Annotated in this window: 21 protein-coding genes; 5 read left to right on the forward strand and 16 right to left on the reverse strand. The window is 61.8% G+C overall.

All coding sequences use genetic code 11. The features are described from left to right. Nucleotides 1-24: 24 nt before the first annotated feature. The 11 genes from HB630_RS25315 to HB630_RS25365 all read right to left on the reverse strand — a co-directional run bounded on the left by HB630_RS25315 (nucleotide 25) and on the right by HB630_RS25365 (nucleotide 7,446). On the reverse strand, nucleotides 25-426 hold the full coding sequence (locus HB630_RS25315; RefSeq protein WP_213775434.1) for a hypothetical protein: 402 nt from the start codon (nucleotides 424-426) through the stop codon (nucleotides 25-27). A 16-nt stretch (nucleotides 427-442) separates the two neighbouring features. Then, nucleotides 443-856, reverse strand: a complete 414-nt coding sequence (locus HB630_RS25320; protein WP_213775435.1) for a hypothetical protein — start codon at nucleotides 854-856, stop codon at nucleotides 443-445. A gap of 25 nt (nucleotides 857-881) precedes the next feature. Next, a complete protein-coding gene (locus HB630_RS25325) occupies nucleotides 882-1,085 on the reverse strand; it encodes a hypothetical protein (RefSeq protein ID WP_213775436.1) in 204 nt (67 codons plus the stop codon). Nucleotides 1,086-2,109: 1,024 nt separating this feature from the next. Then, complete coding sequence (locus HB630_RS25330) at nucleotides 2,110-3,405, reverse strand: AAA family ATPase (RefSeq protein ID WP_213775437.1); 1,296 nt, start codon at nucleotides 3,403-3,405, stop codon at nucleotides 2,110-2,112. Further along, entirely contained in the window at nucleotides 3,384-3,851 is a 468-nt protein-coding gene (locus HB630_RS25335; RefSeq protein ID WP_213775438.1) for a hypothetical protein, read from the reverse strand. The genes HB630_RS25330 and HB630_RS25335 overlap by 22 nt, the downstream gene beginning before the upstream one ends. Further along, nucleotides 3,848-4,219, reverse strand: a complete 372-nt coding sequence (locus tag HB630_RS25340; protein ID WP_213775439.1) for a transcriptional coactivator p15/PC4 family protein — start codon at nucleotides 4,217-4,219, stop codon at nucleotides 3,848-3,850. The genes HB630_RS25335 and HB630_RS25340 overlap by 4 nt, the downstream gene beginning before the upstream one ends. After that, a complete protein-coding gene (locus tag HB630_RS25345) occupies nucleotides 4,216-4,422 on the reverse strand; it encodes a DNA-binding protein (protein WP_218626238.1) in 207 nt (68 codons plus the stop codon). Before HB630_RS25345 ends, HB630_RS25340 begins: the two co-directional genes overlap by 4 nt. A 73-nt stretch (nucleotides 4,423-4,495) precedes the next feature. Beyond that, on the reverse strand, nucleotides 4,496-5,083 hold the full coding sequence (locus tag HB630_RS25350; protein ID WP_213775440.1) for a hypothetical protein: 588 nt from the start codon (nucleotides 5,081-5,083) through the stop codon (nucleotides 4,496-4,498). Continuing rightward, nucleotides 5,080-6,363 (reverse strand): site-specific integrase, encoded by a 1,284-nt coding sequence (locus HB630_RS25355; protein ID WP_213775441.1) that lies wholly within the window; start codon nucleotides 6,361-6,363, stop codon nucleotides 5,080-5,082. Before HB630_RS25355 ends, HB630_RS25350 begins: the two co-directional genes overlap by 4 nt. Nucleotides 6,364-6,652: 289 nt before the next feature. After that, complete coding sequence (locus HB630_RS25360) at nucleotides 6,653-7,030, reverse strand: hypothetical protein (RefSeq protein WP_213775442.1); 378 nt, start codon at nucleotides 7,028-7,030, stop codon at nucleotides 6,653-6,655. Between the two features lie 197 nt (nucleotides 7,031-7,227). Further along, nucleotides 7,228-7,446, reverse strand: a complete 219-nt coding sequence (locus HB630_RS25365; RefSeq protein WP_213775443.1) for a hypothetical protein — start codon at nucleotides 7,444-7,446, stop codon at nucleotides 7,228-7,230. Nucleotides 7,447-8,479: 1,033 nt separating this feature from the next. Between HB630_RS25365 and HB630_RS25370 the strand changes: the two genes are divergently transcribed. After that, nucleotides 8,480-9,514, forward strand: coding sequence for a PrsW family glutamic-type intramembrane protease (locus HB630_RS25370; RefSeq protein ID WP_213775444.1), 1,035 nt, complete (start codon nucleotides 8,480-8,482; stop codon nucleotides 9,512-9,514). 155 nt (nucleotides 9,515-9,669) lie between these two features. After that, on the forward strand, nucleotides 9,670-10,248 hold the full coding sequence (locus HB630_RS25375; RefSeq protein WP_213775445.1) for an HdeD family acid-resistance protein: 579 nt from the start codon (nucleotides 9,670-9,672) through the stop codon (nucleotides 10,246-10,248). 92 nt (nucleotides 10,249-10,340) lie between these two features. Here the strand turns inward: HB630_RS25375 and HB630_RS25380 are convergent, their stop codons facing one another. The 3 genes from HB630_RS25380 to epmA all read right to left on the reverse strand — a co-directional run bounded on the left by HB630_RS25380 (nucleotide 10,341) and on the right by epmA (nucleotide 12,848). Continuing rightward, the gene (locus tag HB630_RS25380; protein WP_213775446.1) at nucleotides 10,341-10,607 is read right to left on the reverse strand and encodes a hypothetical protein; all 267 of its coding nucleotides are present in this window, start codon (nucleotides 10,605-10,607) and stop codon (nucleotides 10,341-10,343) included. Nucleotides 10,608-10,683: 76 nt separating this feature from the next. After that, entirely contained in the window at nucleotides 10,684-11,799 is a 1,116-nt protein-coding gene (locus HB630_RS25385; RefSeq protein ID WP_213775447.1) for a lysine-2,3-aminomutase-like protein, read from the reverse strand. Then, entirely contained in the window at nucleotides 11,796-12,848 is a 1,053-nt protein-coding gene (gene epmA, locus HB630_RS25390) for an EF-P lysine aminoacylase EpmA (RefSeq protein WP_213775448.1), read from the reverse strand. Before epmA ends, HB630_RS25385 begins: the two co-directional genes overlap by 4 nt. Nucleotides 12,849-12,974: 126 nt before the next feature. On the opposite strand from epmA, the gene efp reads away from it, so the two are divergent. Beyond that, nucleotides 12,975-13,541 (forward strand): elongation factor P, encoded by a 567-nt coding sequence (gene efp / locus HB630_RS25395; RefSeq protein ID WP_213775449.1) that lies wholly within the window; start codon nucleotides 12,975-12,977, stop codon nucleotides 13,539-13,541. A gap of 12 nt (nucleotides 13,542-13,553) precedes the next feature. Beyond that, nucleotides 13,554-15,185: a M23 family metallopeptidase gene (locus HB630_RS25400; RefSeq protein ID WP_213775450.1), complete on the forward strand. Its 1,632-nt coding sequence runs from the start codon at nucleotides 13,554-13,556 to the stop codon at nucleotides 15,183-15,185. A 109-nt stretch (nucleotides 15,186-15,294) separates the two neighbouring features. Here HB630_RS25400 and recJ read toward each other — a convergent pair whose 3' ends face one another. Then, a complete protein-coding gene (gene recJ / locus HB630_RS25405; protein WP_213775451.1) occupies nucleotides 15,295-17,136 on the reverse strand; it encodes a single-stranded-DNA-specific exonuclease RecJ in 1,842 nt (613 codons plus the stop codon). 342 nt (nucleotides 17,137-17,478) lie between these two features. On the opposite strand from recJ, the gene HB630_RS25410 reads away from it, so the two are divergent. Next, on the forward strand, nucleotides 17,479-18,579 hold the full coding sequence (locus tag HB630_RS25410) for a methyl-accepting chemotaxis protein (RefSeq protein ID WP_213775452.1): 1,101 nt from the start codon (nucleotides 17,479-17,481) through the stop codon (nucleotides 18,577-18,579). A 26-nt stretch (nucleotides 18,580-18,605) separates the two neighbouring features. On the opposite strand, the gene HB630_RS25415 is transcribed toward HB630_RS25410, so the two are convergent. Next, nucleotides 18,606-19,325: a haloacid dehalogenase type II gene (locus HB630_RS25415; protein ID WP_213775453.1), complete on the reverse strand. Its 720-nt coding sequence runs from the start codon at nucleotides 19,323-19,325 to the stop codon at nucleotides 18,606-18,608. Nucleotides 19,326-19,367: the final 42 nt, after the last annotated feature.

Here is a 19,367-nt window from a genome sequence, read left to right on the forward strand (position 1 = left end):
GCGAACGATTCCTCATTCGAATCGCTAGCCATATTTGCTGCCCCGCCTTTTCGCGGTGTCCGCGACGGGCGCGGCTAATTCATGATCCCTCGGCGTGAGCCGCGACGCATTGCCAAAGCGCTGGTTGGAGCGATCAACTGGCGTGCGAAGCGCGAGCGTGCGGGCAGTGGCGACGTCGTTCTCGATGATGAGGATCTTCAGGCCTAGCACACCGAGCATCGCTTCGAGAGCATAGGGCCACATCTTCTTGTTCTTGCGTCGGGGCTCACCAGCGTCCCTGCCAAGGATTTTCCCGGCATATCCGACCGGCAATCCGCCAAGCCGATCGATTTCCAGGCGGGAGATCCCGAGTTCATCCGCGCGGGCCCGACAGGTCTCGACCAGCCCGCGGTAATCGTTGATCAGCCGGCCAAGCTGGGCACCCATGTCGAGGCCTCGCCCGTCAGACGCCTGCGACGCGCGGAATCAGTGGTGTGGTGATCTTCGGCAAAGGATTCGAGAGGCCATCGTCGAGATGTATCTGGCCATCGCGCCATGGCGAGCGCTGCAAGCGCGATTTCTGGCGGGAGGTGAAAAACTCGAGAACCCGCTGAGCGCTGAAATTCAACGGGGTCATTGTTCCCGGGTTCGGCCACTCGGTGGTTTCAATGGCCTCACCGGCCTTGTGGATCCGCTCGCCGTACTGCCAGACATCGCTTTCCGAACTACTCGAAAAAGGGGGTTCAAACCTGAACCGCTCTTTCGGGGCCGGCTTGGTGTCCCGGCTGATCCGGTATTTGGGGATTTCGTGCCGCCAGTTGAGCGATGGTAACGCGGGAATGGGCTTGCGGTCGTCAGTTGCGGTCGTGGTCGACATGGTGCGTGTCCTTGGTTGAGGGAGATCAGCTCGTGGCGACTGCCGTGTAGGTCCAGCTGCCGATCAAGTTGGCGCCGGTGTCCAGGATTTCACCTGATGCCTGAGCACCGCCGGCGCCGCGGATCGATTGCGCCGCGAGCTCACAAGCCCGGGCAACCGAGGCAGTCTCTTGGGCCCTCGTGGAGAGCGCGGGGCTCGGGACGTTCACGGTGATGACGGCTAGCGACATGTCTTGGTCTCCAGAATGGCCCTAGATAGGCTTACGGGACTCACTGATTAGTCCGGGTGATTGGATGGGGGATTGAGTGAAGAACGGCGAAAACGAATCCAGAGTCGTTTCTGCGCGATTGAGCGCGGGTCCGGAAGTTTTCGCGGGAAAATAAAATCTGAGGGTCCGAAGATTTCGGGGGTGATGCGAGAGGGCGAAACACGAGCTCTATGAACTCGCCGACTTTTTCCCCGGATGGCCTCGCGGGCGATCGTGGGGAAAGGAGGACCGCACCCGGCACCCTCCTCCATCTCGCGGCTGCGAGCCAATCGGTCTAACCGAAGATGCATGGTGTTCCACATATCGCTGCTTATTGGACAGCAGTTGGACACTGATTTGCGCACGATTGCAAATACCCCTTCAAATATAGTCCATGCGCGTCTGTCGGCGTCCAATCTCTTCACCTTGTATCAGTGGCGATCTCGATCACTCGGTGCTCCGCGACATCGACATCGATCCTCGCGCCGGCCGGTCCGATGGTCTCACCGCTCTCGAAAATGTTTGAGCGGTGATCGCTCGCGCAAAACATCTCAAAACATGAGTTTTACGTGAGGCTTCACAGGGACGGAAATTCCGTCTCACTGATGGCCTTTCAAGAACCAAGACGTTGATACGACTCCGGAATTGGAGTTGTGCTTCCTTTCTGAGCACAGGGAGTCACACACGTGAGGGCCACCACACATACTTGCTGTTTTCTGCACGGATTTGACTGCTTTCCAGCATGTAGTTGTCATGCCTGCGCTTGCTTCTGATCTTGTTCGGCACAAGCGGTGCGCTAGCGAGCGTCGCCGGAGGCAGAGCGCTGCTGGCGCATAGCGGGTGGGACGGAATATGCGAGAGGCGCGCTTGCGCCATTGGTGCGCCACCAGCAATCGGGGTAATGGCGCGCGCTTTTGCGCCATCCCCTGCCCTAGGGAAATTTCAATGACGGCGCAGATTGAGTTGCGCCATTGGTGCGCCATTGAATTTTTGGTAATGGCGCAGGTCATGAAGGCCTCTTTGCGTGACAAACACGCAGGCTCTTGCGGGGCTTTCTCGCGATCGGATCGTCGTGATCTTCGACCAGCAGCACGCCGTTCTTGAGCCACGTTTTCACTATCTCGCGGCACTGGGACTCGGTGTGGTCCGGACAATGGCGTTGTACAGCCGCCCAGGCAGCACGATCGTCGGCCCTTGGAGCGTCGGAATAGCGCTGGCCATTCGGTAGGCCGGCCTCGATCTCGTCGAGTGCGGCATTAAGCTGCGCGTTGGAGAGATTGTCCCACGTCCTCGGTGGGTGCCACCGGATCACGGTCTGGACGTCGTCGCCATTGGGATAGTCAGCTGTGCCGTTGTCGAGATGAACGCCGATCAGCTTGAACCAAGTTGCCTCGTCCGCTGGCGGCGCGAGGTTGACCTTGCTGGAGTCGAGTCGGACATAAAGTCGGCGTTCTGTCGCTGGGACACCGAAGGTGTCGCCCTCGGCGTCAGTCATGCGGGTGAGCGTGTACATGAGCCGCCCGGCGTCGCGGGCTGCGCTGGCGCCGCGGCCGGCATCGGCGTCCCCAGCCGTCTGTAGGCCCTTCTTTGTGTGATGGGGGACGTCGATCGCGATATTAAACTCTATCGCCAGTTTCACGAGCAGGCCGCAGACAAAATCCATGGAAGAGTTGTCGTTTTCCTCAAGCGCGTGCAGCTTGACGAAGGGATCCAGCCCGAGCAGGTCAATCTGCCGATCTCTGATGACCTGGCGTAGCATCGCCTCCAGCGGCCCGCTCACGCGCGCGCCGTCCTTGATGTCGGCGAGCTTGATACCCTTCGGCGTGGCGCAGAAAAGCCAGCCCTTTAGGTCCGAGGGTGCGATCCCGTGATGGATGCGAGCCGCGGCGAGCCGCCGCCGGAGCTCGTTGTCGTCGTCCTCGAGGCTGAGCAGGAGCACACGGGAGCGCTTGAAGACGTGCTCACCAGTCAGCGGCCGGCCTGTCGCGAGGGAAAGGTACTGCAACGTCCGCAGCGCGGTCTTGCCGGTGGCGCCCGGCGCCAGCAGACCGGAAAGAAACTGACGGCAGAACTGATTGCCGAGCAGCCATTCCCGAGGCGGCGGCATATTCGAGTGCTCACCTGCATCCCACTCGTTCAGCGAGGAGTCTCCTTTCGCCTGGATGACGTCCGGATCCAGCTCATAGACCGGCTCCCCATCGACACTATCCGGATAGGACTCGTACGGCGGCGGCTCCTCGCTTACCGGGGGACCAACACCCACTTTTGCGAAAGCCAGAGCTACGCTGCTGCGGTCGAGCACTTCGCTCTCCAAATTTCGTTGAGATACGAAGCGTCGCGCGAATGATCTGCGAGCCAGAGAGAGAGCCGATCGGCATCGCCCTGTCGGAGAACGCACCAAAAGGCGTCGATGACGCTCTGAGGCGTCCGGTACCGCGCAGGCTCGGTAGCGACCGGCACCGGATTGCGGTCTGCGGCCTCCCAGCACTCAATGCGACGCTCCATCTCGCGCCGGTCGAAGTCGCTGAGAGGTGGGCTGTTCACGCTGGCTTCATCATGAGGCGCCGGAGCAAACGCGATGATCGCTTGAATCGTGTCCTGGCCATGGACCTCAGGCAGACCCCAGCACTCGGCGAGTCTCTGGAGGGTATCGACCGCAACATGCAAGTCGATCAGGCCGCGGTCATACAGTTCCGCCTGAAGGCCGCAGACTTCGATGAAGTCATCAAGATCGCCGAGCACCGTCATTGCACGGCCTCGAGGAGACCGAGTTCGATCGCCAGCACCTCAGCCTTTTCCAGGGCCTTCCGGATCTCTGGGAGCCTGTCGATACCGATCGCGACGCCACGGGTGGTCGGCCTGCTGCACCCGTCCGATCCAACGAAGAATTGCCGGATGTCGAGAATCGGCCTGCCTTTGTACCGTTTCAGCGTCACACGGACATGATTGACGCGGCGGCGCCCCTTCCAGACGTCGGCAACCTTGATATCTTCGGCGAGGGGATCGTCGGCTGGGGACGTTGCGAACTCGGGGTCCGAGCAGATATCGAGAGGCTGCGACCACCTTCCACAGCGATCAGCCTTTCGACCCCGCCCTCTCACGGCGGGGTTTTTCATGCTGCGCTCGGATTCATCGCCGGCAAGGCGGCAAGCCAGGCGCTTTCGTCCTCGATTGTGATGAGCGTGGCACTGCCGACCTTTCGGGCATTCAGCCGGCCGGCCTTCAGCTCGAGGTAAACTTGAGCGCGTGAGATGCTGTTACGGTGAGCAAATTCGTCGATGCGAAAAGCTCGCTTCTGAAAAGTCGGCTGAGTGTCCATCGGAATTTTCCTGCGTGCTGTTGATGCAGGAAAGATGGACTGATCCGGCGCGGATGTCGGACGACAATGGCCGCTAATGGCCGGCCGGTAATTCTGCCCGAATGCGTTTCAAGATTTCCGTGACCTTCCTCTTAAACTGTGACTCGCGAGGGACTGGCTGCCTCCTGCGCTCCAGGTAGTCCGTAACCGATCTGATCAGATCGTTTTGAGATCGCCAGCCCTCGGTTTTGTTTTCCGGTTTTAGGAAGTCGCCGAGATCTGCAAATTTCGTGCGAATGAACTGCTCAATATCGTCCCAATCATATTTTACAGCGGCGCCAGGTCCCACGCGGGGCACTTTTGGCGCTGGAAGATCTTTTCGATCGACATAAACCCAATGTGGCACGGGGATTCGACGACGAATACGGGACGGGCGGCGCCGATCGCGATCAATGACCATTATCTGATACGGCTTTAACTGCGGATCGCGCGCGCCGTCCCGATCATGGGTAGCCCCATCGGCAATACAAAACGCTGCTGCTGAGATAGGCACGGGATCGAGGTCACCCCGCGCCTCGCCGCTGTAGATGTAGGGAGTGATCTCGCCTGCCAGTATTTTCGCCCAAAGCTCTGGGCCAGCAACAATTACGTAGTTGGGAAAGGGAGGCGACTTGTCACTCACGAAGCGGCTTTCGTCATCGAGGCGACGTTGCTTTGCTCTACCCCGCCGAACCGCGGCGCGCCGGCCCGGATCGCATCCGCGACATAGCTTGGCGCCAGATGGCCGTAGTGCTTTTCCACCATGCGGGTGTCGCTGTGACCGAGGTTCTTCGCTACGACCATTAACGGCACACCGTTCATGACCGCATGGCTGGCCCAGGTGTGGCGCAAGCCATGGAAATTGATAGGGGGGTCGATCTTCGCGTGCTTATTAGCCTCACTCATCGGCTCTTTCTGATGATCCTTCTTCCACGGCTCGCCGTCGTCCTTGAGGAACATGAAAGTGGTCCCCGGGCGGCCGGCGGTGATCGAGCGGAAGAATGCGGCGCCGTCTTCGGTCAGGTGAATATGCCGCGACTTGCTTGATTTAGATTTGCGAATCCCTACCGTGCCCGAGTTATGGCTGAAGTCGGACACTTTGAGCCTGGTGAGTTCGCCATAACGCGCCCCGGTCTCAAGCGCTCCGCGGGCCAAGCGGCGAAAATCCGTCTCGGAGGCGTTCAGCAGCCGCGTAACCTCGCTAAGCTCGAGATACCGCACGCGCGCGGCGTCGACACCCTTGAATGGCTCGACGGCCCGCCAAGCAGCGTCGGTTGGCACCTTTCGGTCCCTCCATGCCCTGTTCAAGGCAGCCTTGAGGACGGTCAGGATACGATTTGCGGTCGAGCGGCGGCGGCGCTGGTGCTCCTCCGGGTCGGTGATCTCCTTGAACCGTTGCTCCTTGCCCTTCTTCACTCGAATCCGCGCGCCAGCCTTTACGAGGTTGTGATGCCATTCCTCGATCGCGTCCTTCGTCAAATCCTTGACCTCGGTGCTGCCGAGCGCGGGCAGGATGAAAGCATCGGCGGCATACCGGCTGAACCGGGCTGATTTACGCTTGGCTTCCAGGAACTCGATATAGGCGTCGATGGCGGCTTTCACCGTAAGCGGGCCGGTCTTGCCGGCAGCCTGATTGGCCCGCTCGACCATCAGGTCCCGCGCCTTCGATTGGGCCTGTGAAAAGCTCAGGATCTTCTCGCCGTCGGCGTCGGAAAAGTCGTCGGCCGGGCCGATCGTCTCGACCTCGTACTTCTGCTCCCCGACATAGTGCCGAACTACCCAATTGCCGGCACCGGTCTTGAGTCTTCGATAGCCGAGGTGAAGCCCCTCCTCCATGACGCGGTAATGGGGCTTCCCGCGCGCCGGCAATCGCCGACGGGCCTCCCGCTTTTCCAGGTTCGCGTCGCGGACAGTACGGGCCATGGATTGCGCCTCTACAAGGATGAGAAATCGCCGTGTCCAACATCTGTCCAATATACGTGGCTAGACGTCAATGGACAGGCATGGCCCTATGTGGCAGATTCTACTGTATTATTTGAGGTTTTCAAACGGAGATAGACGGCCATGAACCAATTCTTATCTCTTTCACGGTGGAGAGAGCGGTTCGATTCCGCTAGGGAGCGCCACGGCGCAAAATCTTAAAAAATTCAATCACGCGCTTCGACGTGCAGATTCTGTTCGACAACCGCGAACCGAGCTCCCGTCACATGGATTATTCCGGCTCGTCAACCGCTACATGGATGCGGGCAAGAAAGAGCGGGCTATGGCGACGTGACGATTGAGGCCCGGCTTCGCGCAAGATACTCTCGCGCAGTCGATCCCGAATGACGTAAACGCTACGGCCGGCTGGCGTGGCCTGCCATCCATCCGCGCTCTTTTCAATCAAGCCGTGCTCCACCAAACTGACAAAACCTTCATCCGTCGGCTCATAACTCGAGCCTTCAACCAGTTTTCTCAATAGGTCTCGCGCATCGGCACTCAAATTGTTCCAGTGAACCATCGGCGCCCCAAAATCGATTTCTTCAATAATTTTGAGGTCACTGGTCCAGCAGCATGCGTGCGAAAACGCTCCCCTGCCGATGAATCTCAAACCTCAGAAAAGTAATTCTGATCACGCCATTCGCGTTCCGCACACGAAGAGAAAAATCCACGCCGTACAGCGAGCCCGAAAACAAGCTCGTCGGCTCAGTTGCCCTGAAGCGGAATTGCAGCCGACAAGACCAAGGCGCCGCGATGGCGGAACGCCAACATCAAAGGCGACGATATGGAATCTGCTTTTTGGTCGGCTTATTTTTGACTGGCCGCATCCGGAGAAGGATCGACGATCAGACGCGGGGCGTCCGCATAGGCGGGCTCGCCGCGAGCGTTCACATACCAACGGCTTCGCAGGAAAAGACTCTCAACCAGAAAGGGAAAACTCGGGAAGGCCTGACCGGTCGGCGGCTTGATCACACGAGCCGCAATTCCCGGAAACTTCAGCCTGTAAATTTTACCAACACGCAGCATGGCACAAACCTAACTAATGGATCGTTACCATCTGGGTTCCCGTGCGTAAATGGGATTTTTTGCAAGGACACGATAAGGTTACAGGACAGCCGCAAGCGGGAACTGCCTCCGGAATCGGGAATGCACGGGGGATGCCCCACCAGCGGCGTCCCCTTCCCCAATCGCAGCAAGACAGCTCAAGTCGATATGCGGCGTTGGCGTTTCATGGTTTTATATTACCTTTTCCGATCTATCGCTTTTAAATGGCGGATCAACATCCCCGGCAGATCGGCCACAGCATTTGCCGATCTGCTGACCTCACAGAATATTTCGATATGTTGCTCATCATGACTGATCGCGGCCATACCCGGCGTCCCCAAGGTTCACCACGGGGCCATCGTGAGACCCGACCGCCCCCTCTGCTCCTCGGAAAAAGATCAGCCGACGCGTCTCTGGCGTAGACCGATCACAGATACATCATGGCGCCGCACCAGAACGCGGTGCGGCCTGTGTACGGGAGCAGAAAATCGCACGCCCGCCGATAGACATGGCGCGCGATTACAGGCATTTTGCTGAAAGAAATCCGATAAACTCCTTGATCGTATTAAATAATAGCGAAAGCGCTCGCCAGCATTCCGGCGGGATGCTGTTATAAATCAAAGGATTGGAATGAAACTCTTTCCTATCGTCGCGGCGATGTGCGTGCTGTGCGAAGCGGCGAATGCGCAGACGCCGGACTGCAGATCGATACCGGATCCTGCCGCCAGACTGGCGTGTTACGACCGATCAGCACCGTCGGTTGCGTCATCGCCAGCCACCCGGCAAGCCATGCGCGCGGCGCCGGCTCCGAAAGTCGACGGCGCCGGATATGTCGACTCGATCGCCGCGGAGGACGCGCTCATGAAGGATCGAATGAAAGGGATCTGTCGCGGCTGTTGAGCGGATAACGCCGTCGGCGCCAACCGAGGGAACATCCGCCGCCCTTCGGGGTTCGCCTTCACAGCCAAGTTTCAAGCGGTCGCTAATATAGAGAAATGGCCTGTTTGTCGTCCCGATGAACCTCCTGGCGTCCCTCCCGACCGTTATCGGCACTGCGGCCATCGCACCTGCGTTGCTGATCCTGTGGCTCGTCATCGCTGCGGACGAGCGTCCGGGTCCGGCCCCCAGGGTCTGGACCGCCTTCCTGCTCGGCGCCGCCAGCATTTTGCTGCTGGGAATTGCGCGCGCGCCGTTCGTGCGGTTGCTTGAGACACCCGGAAACCCGTGGATTTCACAGGTTTTGCATTCGATCTTTGGAGTCGCCCTGCCGGAGGAAGCGGTCAAGATCCTGGTCATCGTCGCGGTTTCCGCGCGGCGGCGGCCGCTGGTGGACCCGATGGACACCGTTGTCTACGGCGCGGCGGCCGGCCTTGGCTTCGCGGCTTACGAAAATCTCGCTTATCTGGTGCAGCATGCCGACATGTGGCGCGCGCTGGCGGCGTTGCGCAGCGTCCTGACGGTGCCGTTTCATGGCGCGCTCGGCATCATCGCCGGCGCCTATCTGGCGATCGCCCGTTCGGGCACCGCGCTCGGCGCTCACCGGCACCACCGCGACTGGGCCCGCGTCTCAAGCTGGCTCCTCGTTCTGTTTGCGCCGGTTGGGCTGCACGCCGCCTTCGATTTTCCGCTGCTGAGCTTGCAGCAAAACCCAGACATCGATTCCACCGTCAGGTTCGTTCTGGGATCGGCGAGCGTGCTGATCGGATTCAGCTCTATCGCGTTCGCGATCCGGCTGGTGCGGCGCGTCGGCCGCCATCACGCCCCGCGCACCGAGCTTGCGCGCGAACGGCTGGCCCAGTTGCGGCGGATGTGGGCATTGCTGGTGGTGGGCAGCGGCGCGGGCTTTGTCGGGCTTGCCTTTGTGCTGACGTCGATCCACCACTGGGTGGTCAATCCCGAACGCGAGGTGTCGCTGGTCATTCCCATCGGCTTCGTGTCGATCATGATCGGCATCGCACTCCTGGTGGTGACCACGGCGATCTACTTTCTTGGCCGCAGCCGGATGCGCGGGACATCGCAAGGCCTTTCTTCGGCGTCCAGTCGGGGATAGGCTTGCGTGCCCTTGGACTCGACTCCTTTTGACGTGGCTCAAGGCTCGCCTCGGGATTTGGTTTACTTGGCCGCAACAGCGCCGTGCATACATCCGATCCGCGTCGCTGAACTGTTGTTATTCCAGATCGGCAGCGTCGGCATCGGGAGACTCCAATGACCCTTCCTCAGGACCTCACTAATCTGCAATCCAAAGTAGGCGCCGCGGTACACGAACATTGGAAGGCCTTCCTGTTTGAAGGCATCCTGCTGGTCGTGCTGGGATTGGCGGCGATCATCGTTCCGCCGCTCGCCAGTCTGGCCGTCACCATTTTTCTGGGCTGGCTGTTTCTGATCAGCGGCATCGCCGGACTCGTTTTGTCGTTCTGGGCACGGCAAGCGCCGGGTTTCTGGTGGTCGCTGATTTCGGCGGTGCTGGCGATCGCCGCCGGCTTTATCCTGCTGGCGCAGCCGGTGCAGGGCACGCTGACTCTGACCATCGTGGTCGGCGCCTATTTCCTCGCCGAAGGCGTCACCACCATCATGTACGCGCTGGAACATCGCCGCGAATTATCGGAACAATGGTCATGGCTGCTGATATCGGGTCTGATGGATATCGTGATCGCCGGCATCATCATCGCCGGGTTGCCGGGATCGGCGCTGTGGGCCGTCGGCCTGTTGGTCGGCATCAATCTCGTGTTCGGCGGCGCGACACTGATCGGCGTGGCGTTCGCCGCCCGCAACAGCGCATCGTAGCGCCTTCGCGCAAACAGCTTGCGGATAAACAGTTTGCCCCGGCTTGAACCGGGGTAACTATCCGAAACGGACCTGCCTTGGCAGCGTGCCGGTCAGCAGCCTCGGCAGATACTCTTGATCTTGCGGTCGAGGTCGGCGTCTTCCTTGTTCACCGGATTGTTCGGATCGCTGAGGTTCTTCTCGTTCGGCACCTGATCGGCACGTGGCTGGCGATGGCCGACCGGGGCCTCGGGAAGGGCTCCGGATGATGAATTGGGAGAGGACGTTGACGCCCCCGTGGTCGTGCCCTGCGCCATCGCCAGAGAACCTCCGGCCAGGAACAGCATCGTTGTGACGGTTGTTATGATCAGCTTACGCATCTGAATTCTCCACTCCAGAGAAGCGCTCACCTTACGGTTGCGAATCGTAGCGCTTCCTCCGCCTGTCTTCGCTCGATCACTGCCTTGGAGGATAGATATGAACATCGCCGCAGTAATCAACGACACGATAGCGCAATTCCGGAACCGGTTCACCTTGCGTCGAAAAAGAATTTGCTGCCGAACCGGAGTTTGACGGCGACAGGTAATTCGGGCCGACCGGCACCTTGCCGTAACCGCCGGGGATATCGAGCACGTAATCCGGCTGGCACAATCCGGACACCCGCCCCCGCAGTACACGCATCAGTTCCTGTCCCTGCACCAGCGTCGTACGCAGGTGCGAAGTGCCCGGAGCAAGGTCGCCGTGGTGCAGGTAATAGGGTTTGATCCGGCACTCGACGAAAGCGCGCATCAGCGCTTCCAGGGTCGCGGCATCGTCATTGACGCCGCGCAGCAAAACCGACTGGCTCACCAGGGGAATACCGGCGTCGACCAGGCGGGCGCAGGCGGCGCGGGCGTTGCCGGTCAGTTCCCTGGCATGATTGGCGTGCAACGCGACCCAGATGGCCGCACCTTCCACCTTCAACGCCGCGACCATTTGGTCTGTGACCCGCGCGGGATCGGCAACCGGCACGCGGGTATGAAGCCGGATGACCTTGACGTGATCGATCGCCGCCAGATCCGCCATGACCTCCGCAAGCCGCCGCGGCGACAGCATCAGGGGATCGCCGCCGGTCAGGATGACCTCCCACACTTCGGAATGCGCGCGGATATAATCGAGCCCGTCGCGATAGGCCGCGGGCGACAACGCCGTCGCCTTGCCGGGGCCGACCATTTCCCGGCGGAAACAGAAACGGCAATAGACTGCGCAGACATGAACCAGCTTGAACAGCACCCGGTCGGGGTAGCGATGCACGATGCCGGCGACCGGAGAATGCGCGTGATCGCCGATCGGATCGGCATGTTCGCCGGGCTCGCTCACCAGCTCCTCGGCGCTTGGAATGAACTGTCGCGCGATCGGATCCTCGGGATCTTCCGGATCGATCAACGCCGCGATGTCTTCGGTCACGGCGACCGCATAACGCGCGGCGACTTTTTCGAGCTCAACGCGATGGCGCTCCGGCGCAAGCCCTCGGGCGACCAGTTCGGCGGGCTCGCGCAACGTGGCGGAAGCCTCGACACGATTGCGGCTCATGCCTCCTCCGCCGGCGGCGTCCACACCACCTGATCGATCCTGATCGCGCCGCTTGCCAGCATTACCAGCCGGTCGAAGCCGAGCGCGACACCGCTTGATTGCGGCATCTCGGCAACCGCATGGAGAAAATCCTCGTCGAGCGGATAGCGCTCGCCATAGCGCCGCTGCTTTTCATCCATCGCGGCCGTGAAACGGCGGCGCTGCTCCGCAGCATCGGTCAATTCGCCGAACCCGTTCGCCAGTTCAACGCCGCAGGCATAGATCTCGAAACGTTCGGCGACGCGCGGATCGGTTTGCTTGGCGCGCGCCAGCGCCGCCTCCGGCGCCGGATATTCAAACAGGATCGTCAACCGCCCTTCGCCCAGCCTTGGCTCGACATGCTCGACCAGAACCTTGCTGAAGATATCGGACCAGGTGTCGTCGTCGGTGACCCGCACCCTCGCCGCGGATGCGGCGGCGAGCGCGGTGCGGTCGCCTTCGCCGCCGCTGATGGTCGCCAGCAGATCGATGCCGGCAAAACGCGCGAAGGCGGCCGCCACCGTCAGCCGTTCCGGCTCCGCAAAGGGATCGGCGCTCCTGCCGCGGAACGAAAAGCGGGCGATACCGGTGGCCTCCGCCGCGCCGGCAATCACGGCCATACTGTCGGCCATGACCGCGTCATAGGAGGATCCGGCCCGGTACCATTCCAGCATGGTGAATTCCGGCAAATGCAGATCGCCGCGTTCCCGGTCGCGGAATACCCGCGCGAATTCGAAAATCCTGGGTTCACCGGCGGCGAGCAGCTTCTTGCAGGCAAATTCCGGCGAGGTCCGCAGATAGCGTGTCGACCGTCTGCCATCGGCACCCGTAAGCTCGGTGCGGGGCGCATGCAGGTGCGTCTCATTGCCCGGGGAGAGCTGCAGGATGCCGGTTTCGACCTCCGCAAACCCCTGCTCCTCGAACCATGCCCGGATGGCCCTCGTGACCGCGCCGCGCGCCATCAGGAACGGCCTAATATCGGCATACCGGGGCGCCGACCACCATGGCGAAAGCTGGTCGTTTTCGGCCATCACCGGGCCCGTAAACCGCTGGCGTCGGGTGGCAAAATCAGTATGTTGCAGCCCGAAACCGCCCCGGTGGCCGCAGGATTCTCCTGGCTGGGCCAGCCGGAGGCCAGAAATTCAGGAAAAACAGCTTTGAGAGTCATCGCCAGTTCTATTCGCAAGGGCAACGTCATCGAGCAAGATGGCAAGCTTTACGTGGTTCTGACTGCCGAGAACATCCATCCCGGCAAGGGAACCCCGGTCAGCCAGATCGAAATGCGCCGAATCAGCGACGGGGTAAAGATTTCCGAGCGCTACAAGACCACCGACCAGGTCGAGAAGGCGACCATCGAGGACCACAATTTCAACTATCTGTACGAGGACGGCGACGGCTTCCATTTCATGAACACCGAAACCTATGATCAGGTCCAGGTGCCCAAGGATATTGTCGGCACCGCCGCGCCGTATTTGCAGGAAAACATGACCGTGAAGCTTTCGCTTCACGACATGATTCCGGTCGCCATCCAGTTGCCGCAGCGGGCGACGCTCGAAGTCGTGGAAACCGAGCCCGTCACCAAGGGCCAGACCGCCTCGTCCTCCTACAAGCCTGCTGTGCTGTCCAACGGCGTGCGCACGGCCGTCCCCCCGCATATCAGCACCGGCACACGGATCGTGATCATGACCGAAGACGGCTCCTACGTCGAGCGCGCAAAGGATTAGGCATTTCCGGACATGCTTGGGCGGCGGTTGAGAAACAAAGCTGTCTGCCGCCCCCCTGCCCGGCTCCTTGCATCGGCGTTGTCATTCCTGCTGCTGATAGCCGCCGGCGGGTGGTCCGCGCCGTTCGCCGACGAATTCAAAACGCCGTCGATTTCCGCCATTCATGTCGAATGGCGCGCCGTTCTCGACCGGCTCCGGTCCGAGATCAGTACCCGCCCTTCGGTCGCGCAGGCCTTCACCTTCGCCGCGCAACGCCGCCTTCCGGCCTCCGATCCGCGCTCGACGCCGGCGCTGGTACAACTGAACGCGGTGACCGCACCGTTTTTTCCGGGAATCGCGCAGAGTCCGATTCCTGTGCTGCTGCCGTTCGATACCGCGGCGTTTCTCGACGCCCGGTCGCACGGCGCGCCGGACGACCTGCCGGTGTCGCGCTATCAGGCCGATTTCCGCCCGGTCGATGTCTTCGACGCCGGCCAATCCGGCTATGACGCGGTGTTTTCGCTCGAACCGGGTGCCGGCGACGGAATGCCGCAACGGATATTCGTCAAACCCATCGAGGTGCAGATCACCGGCTCGATCCTGATCTACGACATCAGCGACGCCGTCAGCGGCAAGGGCGAACCGGTCAGATCACTGACCGCGCAGTTTCCCGATCTGCGCCGCTTTATCCGTGAAGGTTATGTCCGATATGCTTTCACGCGGTTCGGCGTCCCCTATGTGGTGTCGATCCAATGTCTCGACAGCGCGCCCCGCGAGCGTCGGCTGGCCTGCCGCGAGGCCTATCCCGTCGCCGAACGCTTCCTGAAGGCGCTCCGCGTCGCCGGCGGCCAGCCCTCGCGCCTGCGAACGGATATCCAGTCCGAGATCGCCGAGCGTCCGGCGATGTCGGCACCTGACTTCACCTATCGCGCCCCCGGCGACATCATCGCCAACAGCGGCGTCCACAAACAAAGCGGACGCGCTGACTTCATCGTCTATTCGCAAATCCGGTTTCCGCTGGACAGGGCGCCGGCCTTTGTCCGCTCGCAATCGTTCGGCAAGCGTAACAAGGCCGATCTTCCCTCCGGCGGATATCCCTGGCGCGATAATTTTTGCGAGGCCCGCAGCTTTGCGGTCGGGCAATGCCCCGGCGGTTTCGGTCATCAGGGCGAGGACATCCGCCCTTCGCGGTGCCCGGCGCAGATCGGGGCCGGTGAACCTTGCGATCCCAGGCAGCAGCCGGTCCTCGCCGTGCGCGACGGCGTCGTGATCCGCTCACCGAAACAGCAGGCGGCGACGTTGCAGATCGACACCGCCAACGAGCACATCCGCTTCCGCTACATGCATATGAACCCGTTCGACATGGATTCCGATGGCGTCCTGAACGGACGCCGTGTCGCGGAAGGCGAACGGATCGGCGTCGTCTCGAATTATCTCGATCATCCCAACGGCACCACGCGCCACCTTCACTTCGACGTGCAGGTGTTCACGCGCGACGGCTGGATCTGGGTCAATCCCTATGTCACCCTGATCTCGGCCTATGAGCGCATGATCCGCGGCCGCGGCCATGAGGTCGGACCTGAAATCGCGGCATCGCCCGCGGTCGCGCATATATCGCCCGAAGATGCCGTCCGTCCCGATCCGTTGGAAGGCGGTGGGAATTGATTTTTACGCCGCCGCGTGGAGCGTTTTGGGCCGCGCCGGTGGCGTCTATCGATAGGCGACGTGCAGGAAATGCAGACCCGGCTAACCATAGCCGGATTCGATGTGGGGACTACCTGATCACCGCTGGCCCGCGGTCCGGCACCGCCACGTCGAGCACGCGCAACTGCACGCGCTCGTTGCCTTGCCAGCGATCGACCGCGAGCGATCCCGCCACATGCAATGGCTGCCCGCGATTTTCGACAAGCGCGTTGCCGAGCTTTTGTCCGATCGCGCGGAAAGCGATGCCGTTGACCATCGCGCCGTCGCCGGATTTGAACCGCACCCGCAGATGCGCCTGACCCACTTCGTCGGCATAGACCAGTTGATGCGCCGGCAGCGCGATCACGGGCTCGGGATTGGCGCTGCCGAACGGACCGGCGCGATTGAGAGTCGCGACGAATTCAGGCGTCACGGCGCGCGCGCTGACGGCGCCGTCGATGAAGAACTCGTTCTCATGCCGGGAATTGGCGACGTCCGCCGCCAGCGCACTCTCCATGAAGGCGCGGAATTCCGACAATCGTTCCTTGCGCAGCGTGACCCCAGCGGCCATGGCATGGCCGCCGCCTTTCATCAGCAGGCCCGCTTTCACCGCATTGCGTACCGCCTTGCCGAGATCGACGCCGGAAATCGAACGGCCGGATCCGGTGCCGATGCCGCCCGGCTCCAGCGCGATCGCAAACGCGGGGCGCGCAAACTTCTCCTTCAGCCGCGAGGCGACCAGACCGACGACGCCGGGATGCCAGCCCTCCGACGCCGTGACGATGACCGCGCCCTTGTCCTCAAGACCGAGCGAGGCGAGCGCCTCGGCTTCGGCCTGCGCCTCGGCCGCCTGTTCGATGATCCGGCGCTCGCTGTTCAGGCGATCGAGTTCGGCGGCGATCCGCGCCGCCTCGGAAATATCGCCTTCCAGCAGCAGACGAACCCCGAGATCGGCGCGCCCGATCCGGCCGCCGGCGTTGATGCGCGGCCCCAGCATGAAGCCGAGATGCCAGGCCTCGGGCGGGCCATTCAGCCGCGCCACGTCCATCAGCGCGGTATGGCCGACATGGTCGCGGCGGCGCATCGCGATCAGCCCCTTGGCGACAAAGGCGCGATTGAGCCCGATCAACGGCGCTACATCAGCGACGGTGCCGAGCGCCACGTGATGCAGCATGCCGAGCAAATCCGGCTCCGGCCTTTCGGCGGTCCAAAAGCCGCGGCCGCGCAGCTCCCGGTTGACCGCGACCAGCGTGACCAGCACGAGGCCGACGGCGGCGAGATGACCGAGGCCTGACAGGTCGTCGGGCCGATTCGGATTCACCAGCGCATCGACCTCGGGCAGTTCGTCGCCGGACTGGTGGTGGTCGATCACCACCACCGACATGCCAAGCCGCCGCGCCTCCTTGAGCGGTTCGTGGCTGGTGGTGCCGCAATCGACGGTGACCAGCAGCGTCGCCCCCTTGGCTGCGAGCGCCTTCACCGCCTCGGTGTTGGGCCCGTAACCTTCGAAAATCCGATCGGGAATGTGAATCAGCGGATCGAGCCCGCAATGGCGCAGGTGCCAGGCCAGCAGGGCGGCCGAGGTCGCGCCATCGACATCATAGTCGCCGAAGATCGCAACCTTTTCGTGCCGCACGGCCGCATCCGCAATGCGCTTGGCGGCGGTTTCCATCTGCGTCACGGTAAAGGGGTCGGGCATCAATTTGCGGATGGTCGGATCGAGAAAATCCTCGACCGCGTCGACCTCGACGTCGCGCCCCGCCAGCACCCGCGCCAGCATTTCCGGCAATTGATAACGCTGCGCGATCGCCAGCGCGCGCGCCGCCCCGCGCGCATCGAGCCGGTCGCGCCACAGCTTTCCGATCGCAGAACGCCCGACGCCGAGAAAAGCCTGCGGCGCTTCAACGGGCAATGCGGATGCGGAAAGCGTCATGATGCCCGAGAGCAGATAGGCAAACCGGTCCGCAGTTCAATGATTCGCGCGGCACCACACCGGACTTATACCCGCCATCCCCCGAATCATCGTAATCTGGCTGATAATCCTTTGAATATCTCGCTGCTTAATTTGACGTCGGAAACACCCGCACCACTGCGCTGAAAAAAGCGGCTGACTGCAAAAACAAGATGCAGCTTTAGCGAAGCCGAAAACATCCTGCCCGGCGGAAATTAAACCGACGTTAGAATAAATCAGCGACAAGGGAACTCATCAGTTGCGTGCTTCTGACGACTCTCGCATTGGGCATGTCAGGCGCCGCAACGCAAAGGAAGTCCGTCCATGTCCACCGCGCTCGATCGTACCTCGCGTCCGACGATGTCGATCGTGAACCAGCCGGCCAATCCGGCAGGCGTCGAAGACGAATCCGATATTTCCGCGCTGATCGGGCGCCTGACCGCCGAGGTCAACCAGATCGCCTGCGAGAAGACCAAATCGATCCAGAGCATCACCAACCAGATGAAGATGCTGGCGCTGAACGCACTGATCGAAAGTTCACGCGCCGGCGCTCAGGGCGCGGGCTTTGCCGTGGTCGCGCAGGAGGTGAGAAATGTCGGCCAGCAGGTCGAAACCATCGCGCGCGAGCTGGAGACCCAGTTGACCGGGCGCACCGGCAATCTCATGAATTCGATCGAACGGATGACCGAGCGCGCGCGCGGCGAGCGCATGGTCGATCTGTCGTTGAACGCCATCGAACTGATCGACCGTAATCTCTATGAGCGAACCTGCGACGTGCGCTGGTGGGCGACCGATTCCGCCGTGGTCGACTGCGCCGCCGCGCCGGAAGCCGCGGCCGTGTCGCATGCGTCGGAGCGGCTGGCGGTGATCCTCGGTGCTTATACCGTCTATCTCGATCTCTGGCTTTGCGATCTCGACGGCAAGGTCCTGGCCAGCGGCCGCTCGGACCGCTTCAAGGTGATCGGGCAAAACGTCGCCAGCACAAAGTGGTTTCGCGAGGCTCTCAGCCTGCGTTCGGGAGACGACTACGTCGCCGGCGATATCGAGAGCCAGCCACTGCTCGGCAACGCTCAGGTCGCGACCTATTGCGCGAGCGTCCGCGCCGGCGGCAAGGCCAATGGCAAACCGATCGGCGTGCTGGCGATCCATTTCGACTGGGAGCCGCAGGCCCGCGCCATCGTTCAGGGCGTGCGCGTCGGCGCCGCCGACAAGGCACGGGTATTGCTGGTCGATTCGAATTTCCGGGTGATCGCCGCCTCCGACGGTCATGGCCTGCTCACCGAGCGTGTGCCGCTGACACAGGATGGCCGGCGCAGCGGCTTCTACCATGACCGGTCCGGCGCGCTGATCGCGTTCCACGGCACGCCCGGCTACGAGACCTATAAGGGGCTTGGCTGGTTCGGCATGATCGTCTGCGCGGCGTAATAACCCGAGCTACGGTATGTGAGGTATTAGCAGCCCAACCGGTCTGCGATCCCGCCGAAATCCCCGACGACGATGTCCCAGTCGCCTTCGGCTTCGAAATCGCGTTTTTGCAGCGGGCCATATTCGGTCGGACGCGCGACGAAGGCGGTCTTCAATCCGAAATTCTGCGCCGCTTTCAGGTCGTGGTTATGCGCGGCCACCATCATCACCTGTCCGGGCGACAGGCAAAGCAGGCGCGCCGCCCCGAGATAGGCTTTGGGATCGGGCTTGTAATGCTCGAACAGTTCGGCCGACATGATGAGATCCCACGGCAGGCTGGCGAATTTCGCCATCTCGGTCAGCAGCGCTACATTGCCGTTCGACAGCGGGCTGATGATGAATTTCTGCTTCAGCCGCGTCAGGCCGGCGACGCTGTCCGGCCACGGATGCAGCCGATGCCATCCCATGGTGAGGTAATGCAGATCGGCATCGTTCAGGCCGGTAATCGAATGCTGCGCGACCAGCTTTTCCAGCGATCGGCGATGCAGCACGTCGAGGATTACGTAACCGCGCTCGGGGTGCTTTCGCACCTCATCCATCGAAGCGGCATAGACCGCGCGCCAGCCATCCACCAGCGCCGTCCAGTCCGCTCTGATGCCGCGTTGTTCACCCCATTTGGTGAAATCCGCGATCAGGCTGGTGCGCCAGTCGACGACGGTGCCGAAGACGTCGAACACCAGGGCTTTGACTCCTGAAATGTCGGACATGTGCGCTCCTCCCCCGCCGTCGTCATTCCGGGTTCGACGCTC

The organism is Bradyrhizobium sp. dw_78 (assembly GCF_018449525.1).
In the GTDB taxonomy this organism is placed as follows: Bacteria; Pseudomonadota; Alphaproteobacteria; order Rhizobiales; family Xanthobacteraceae; genus Bradyrhizobium.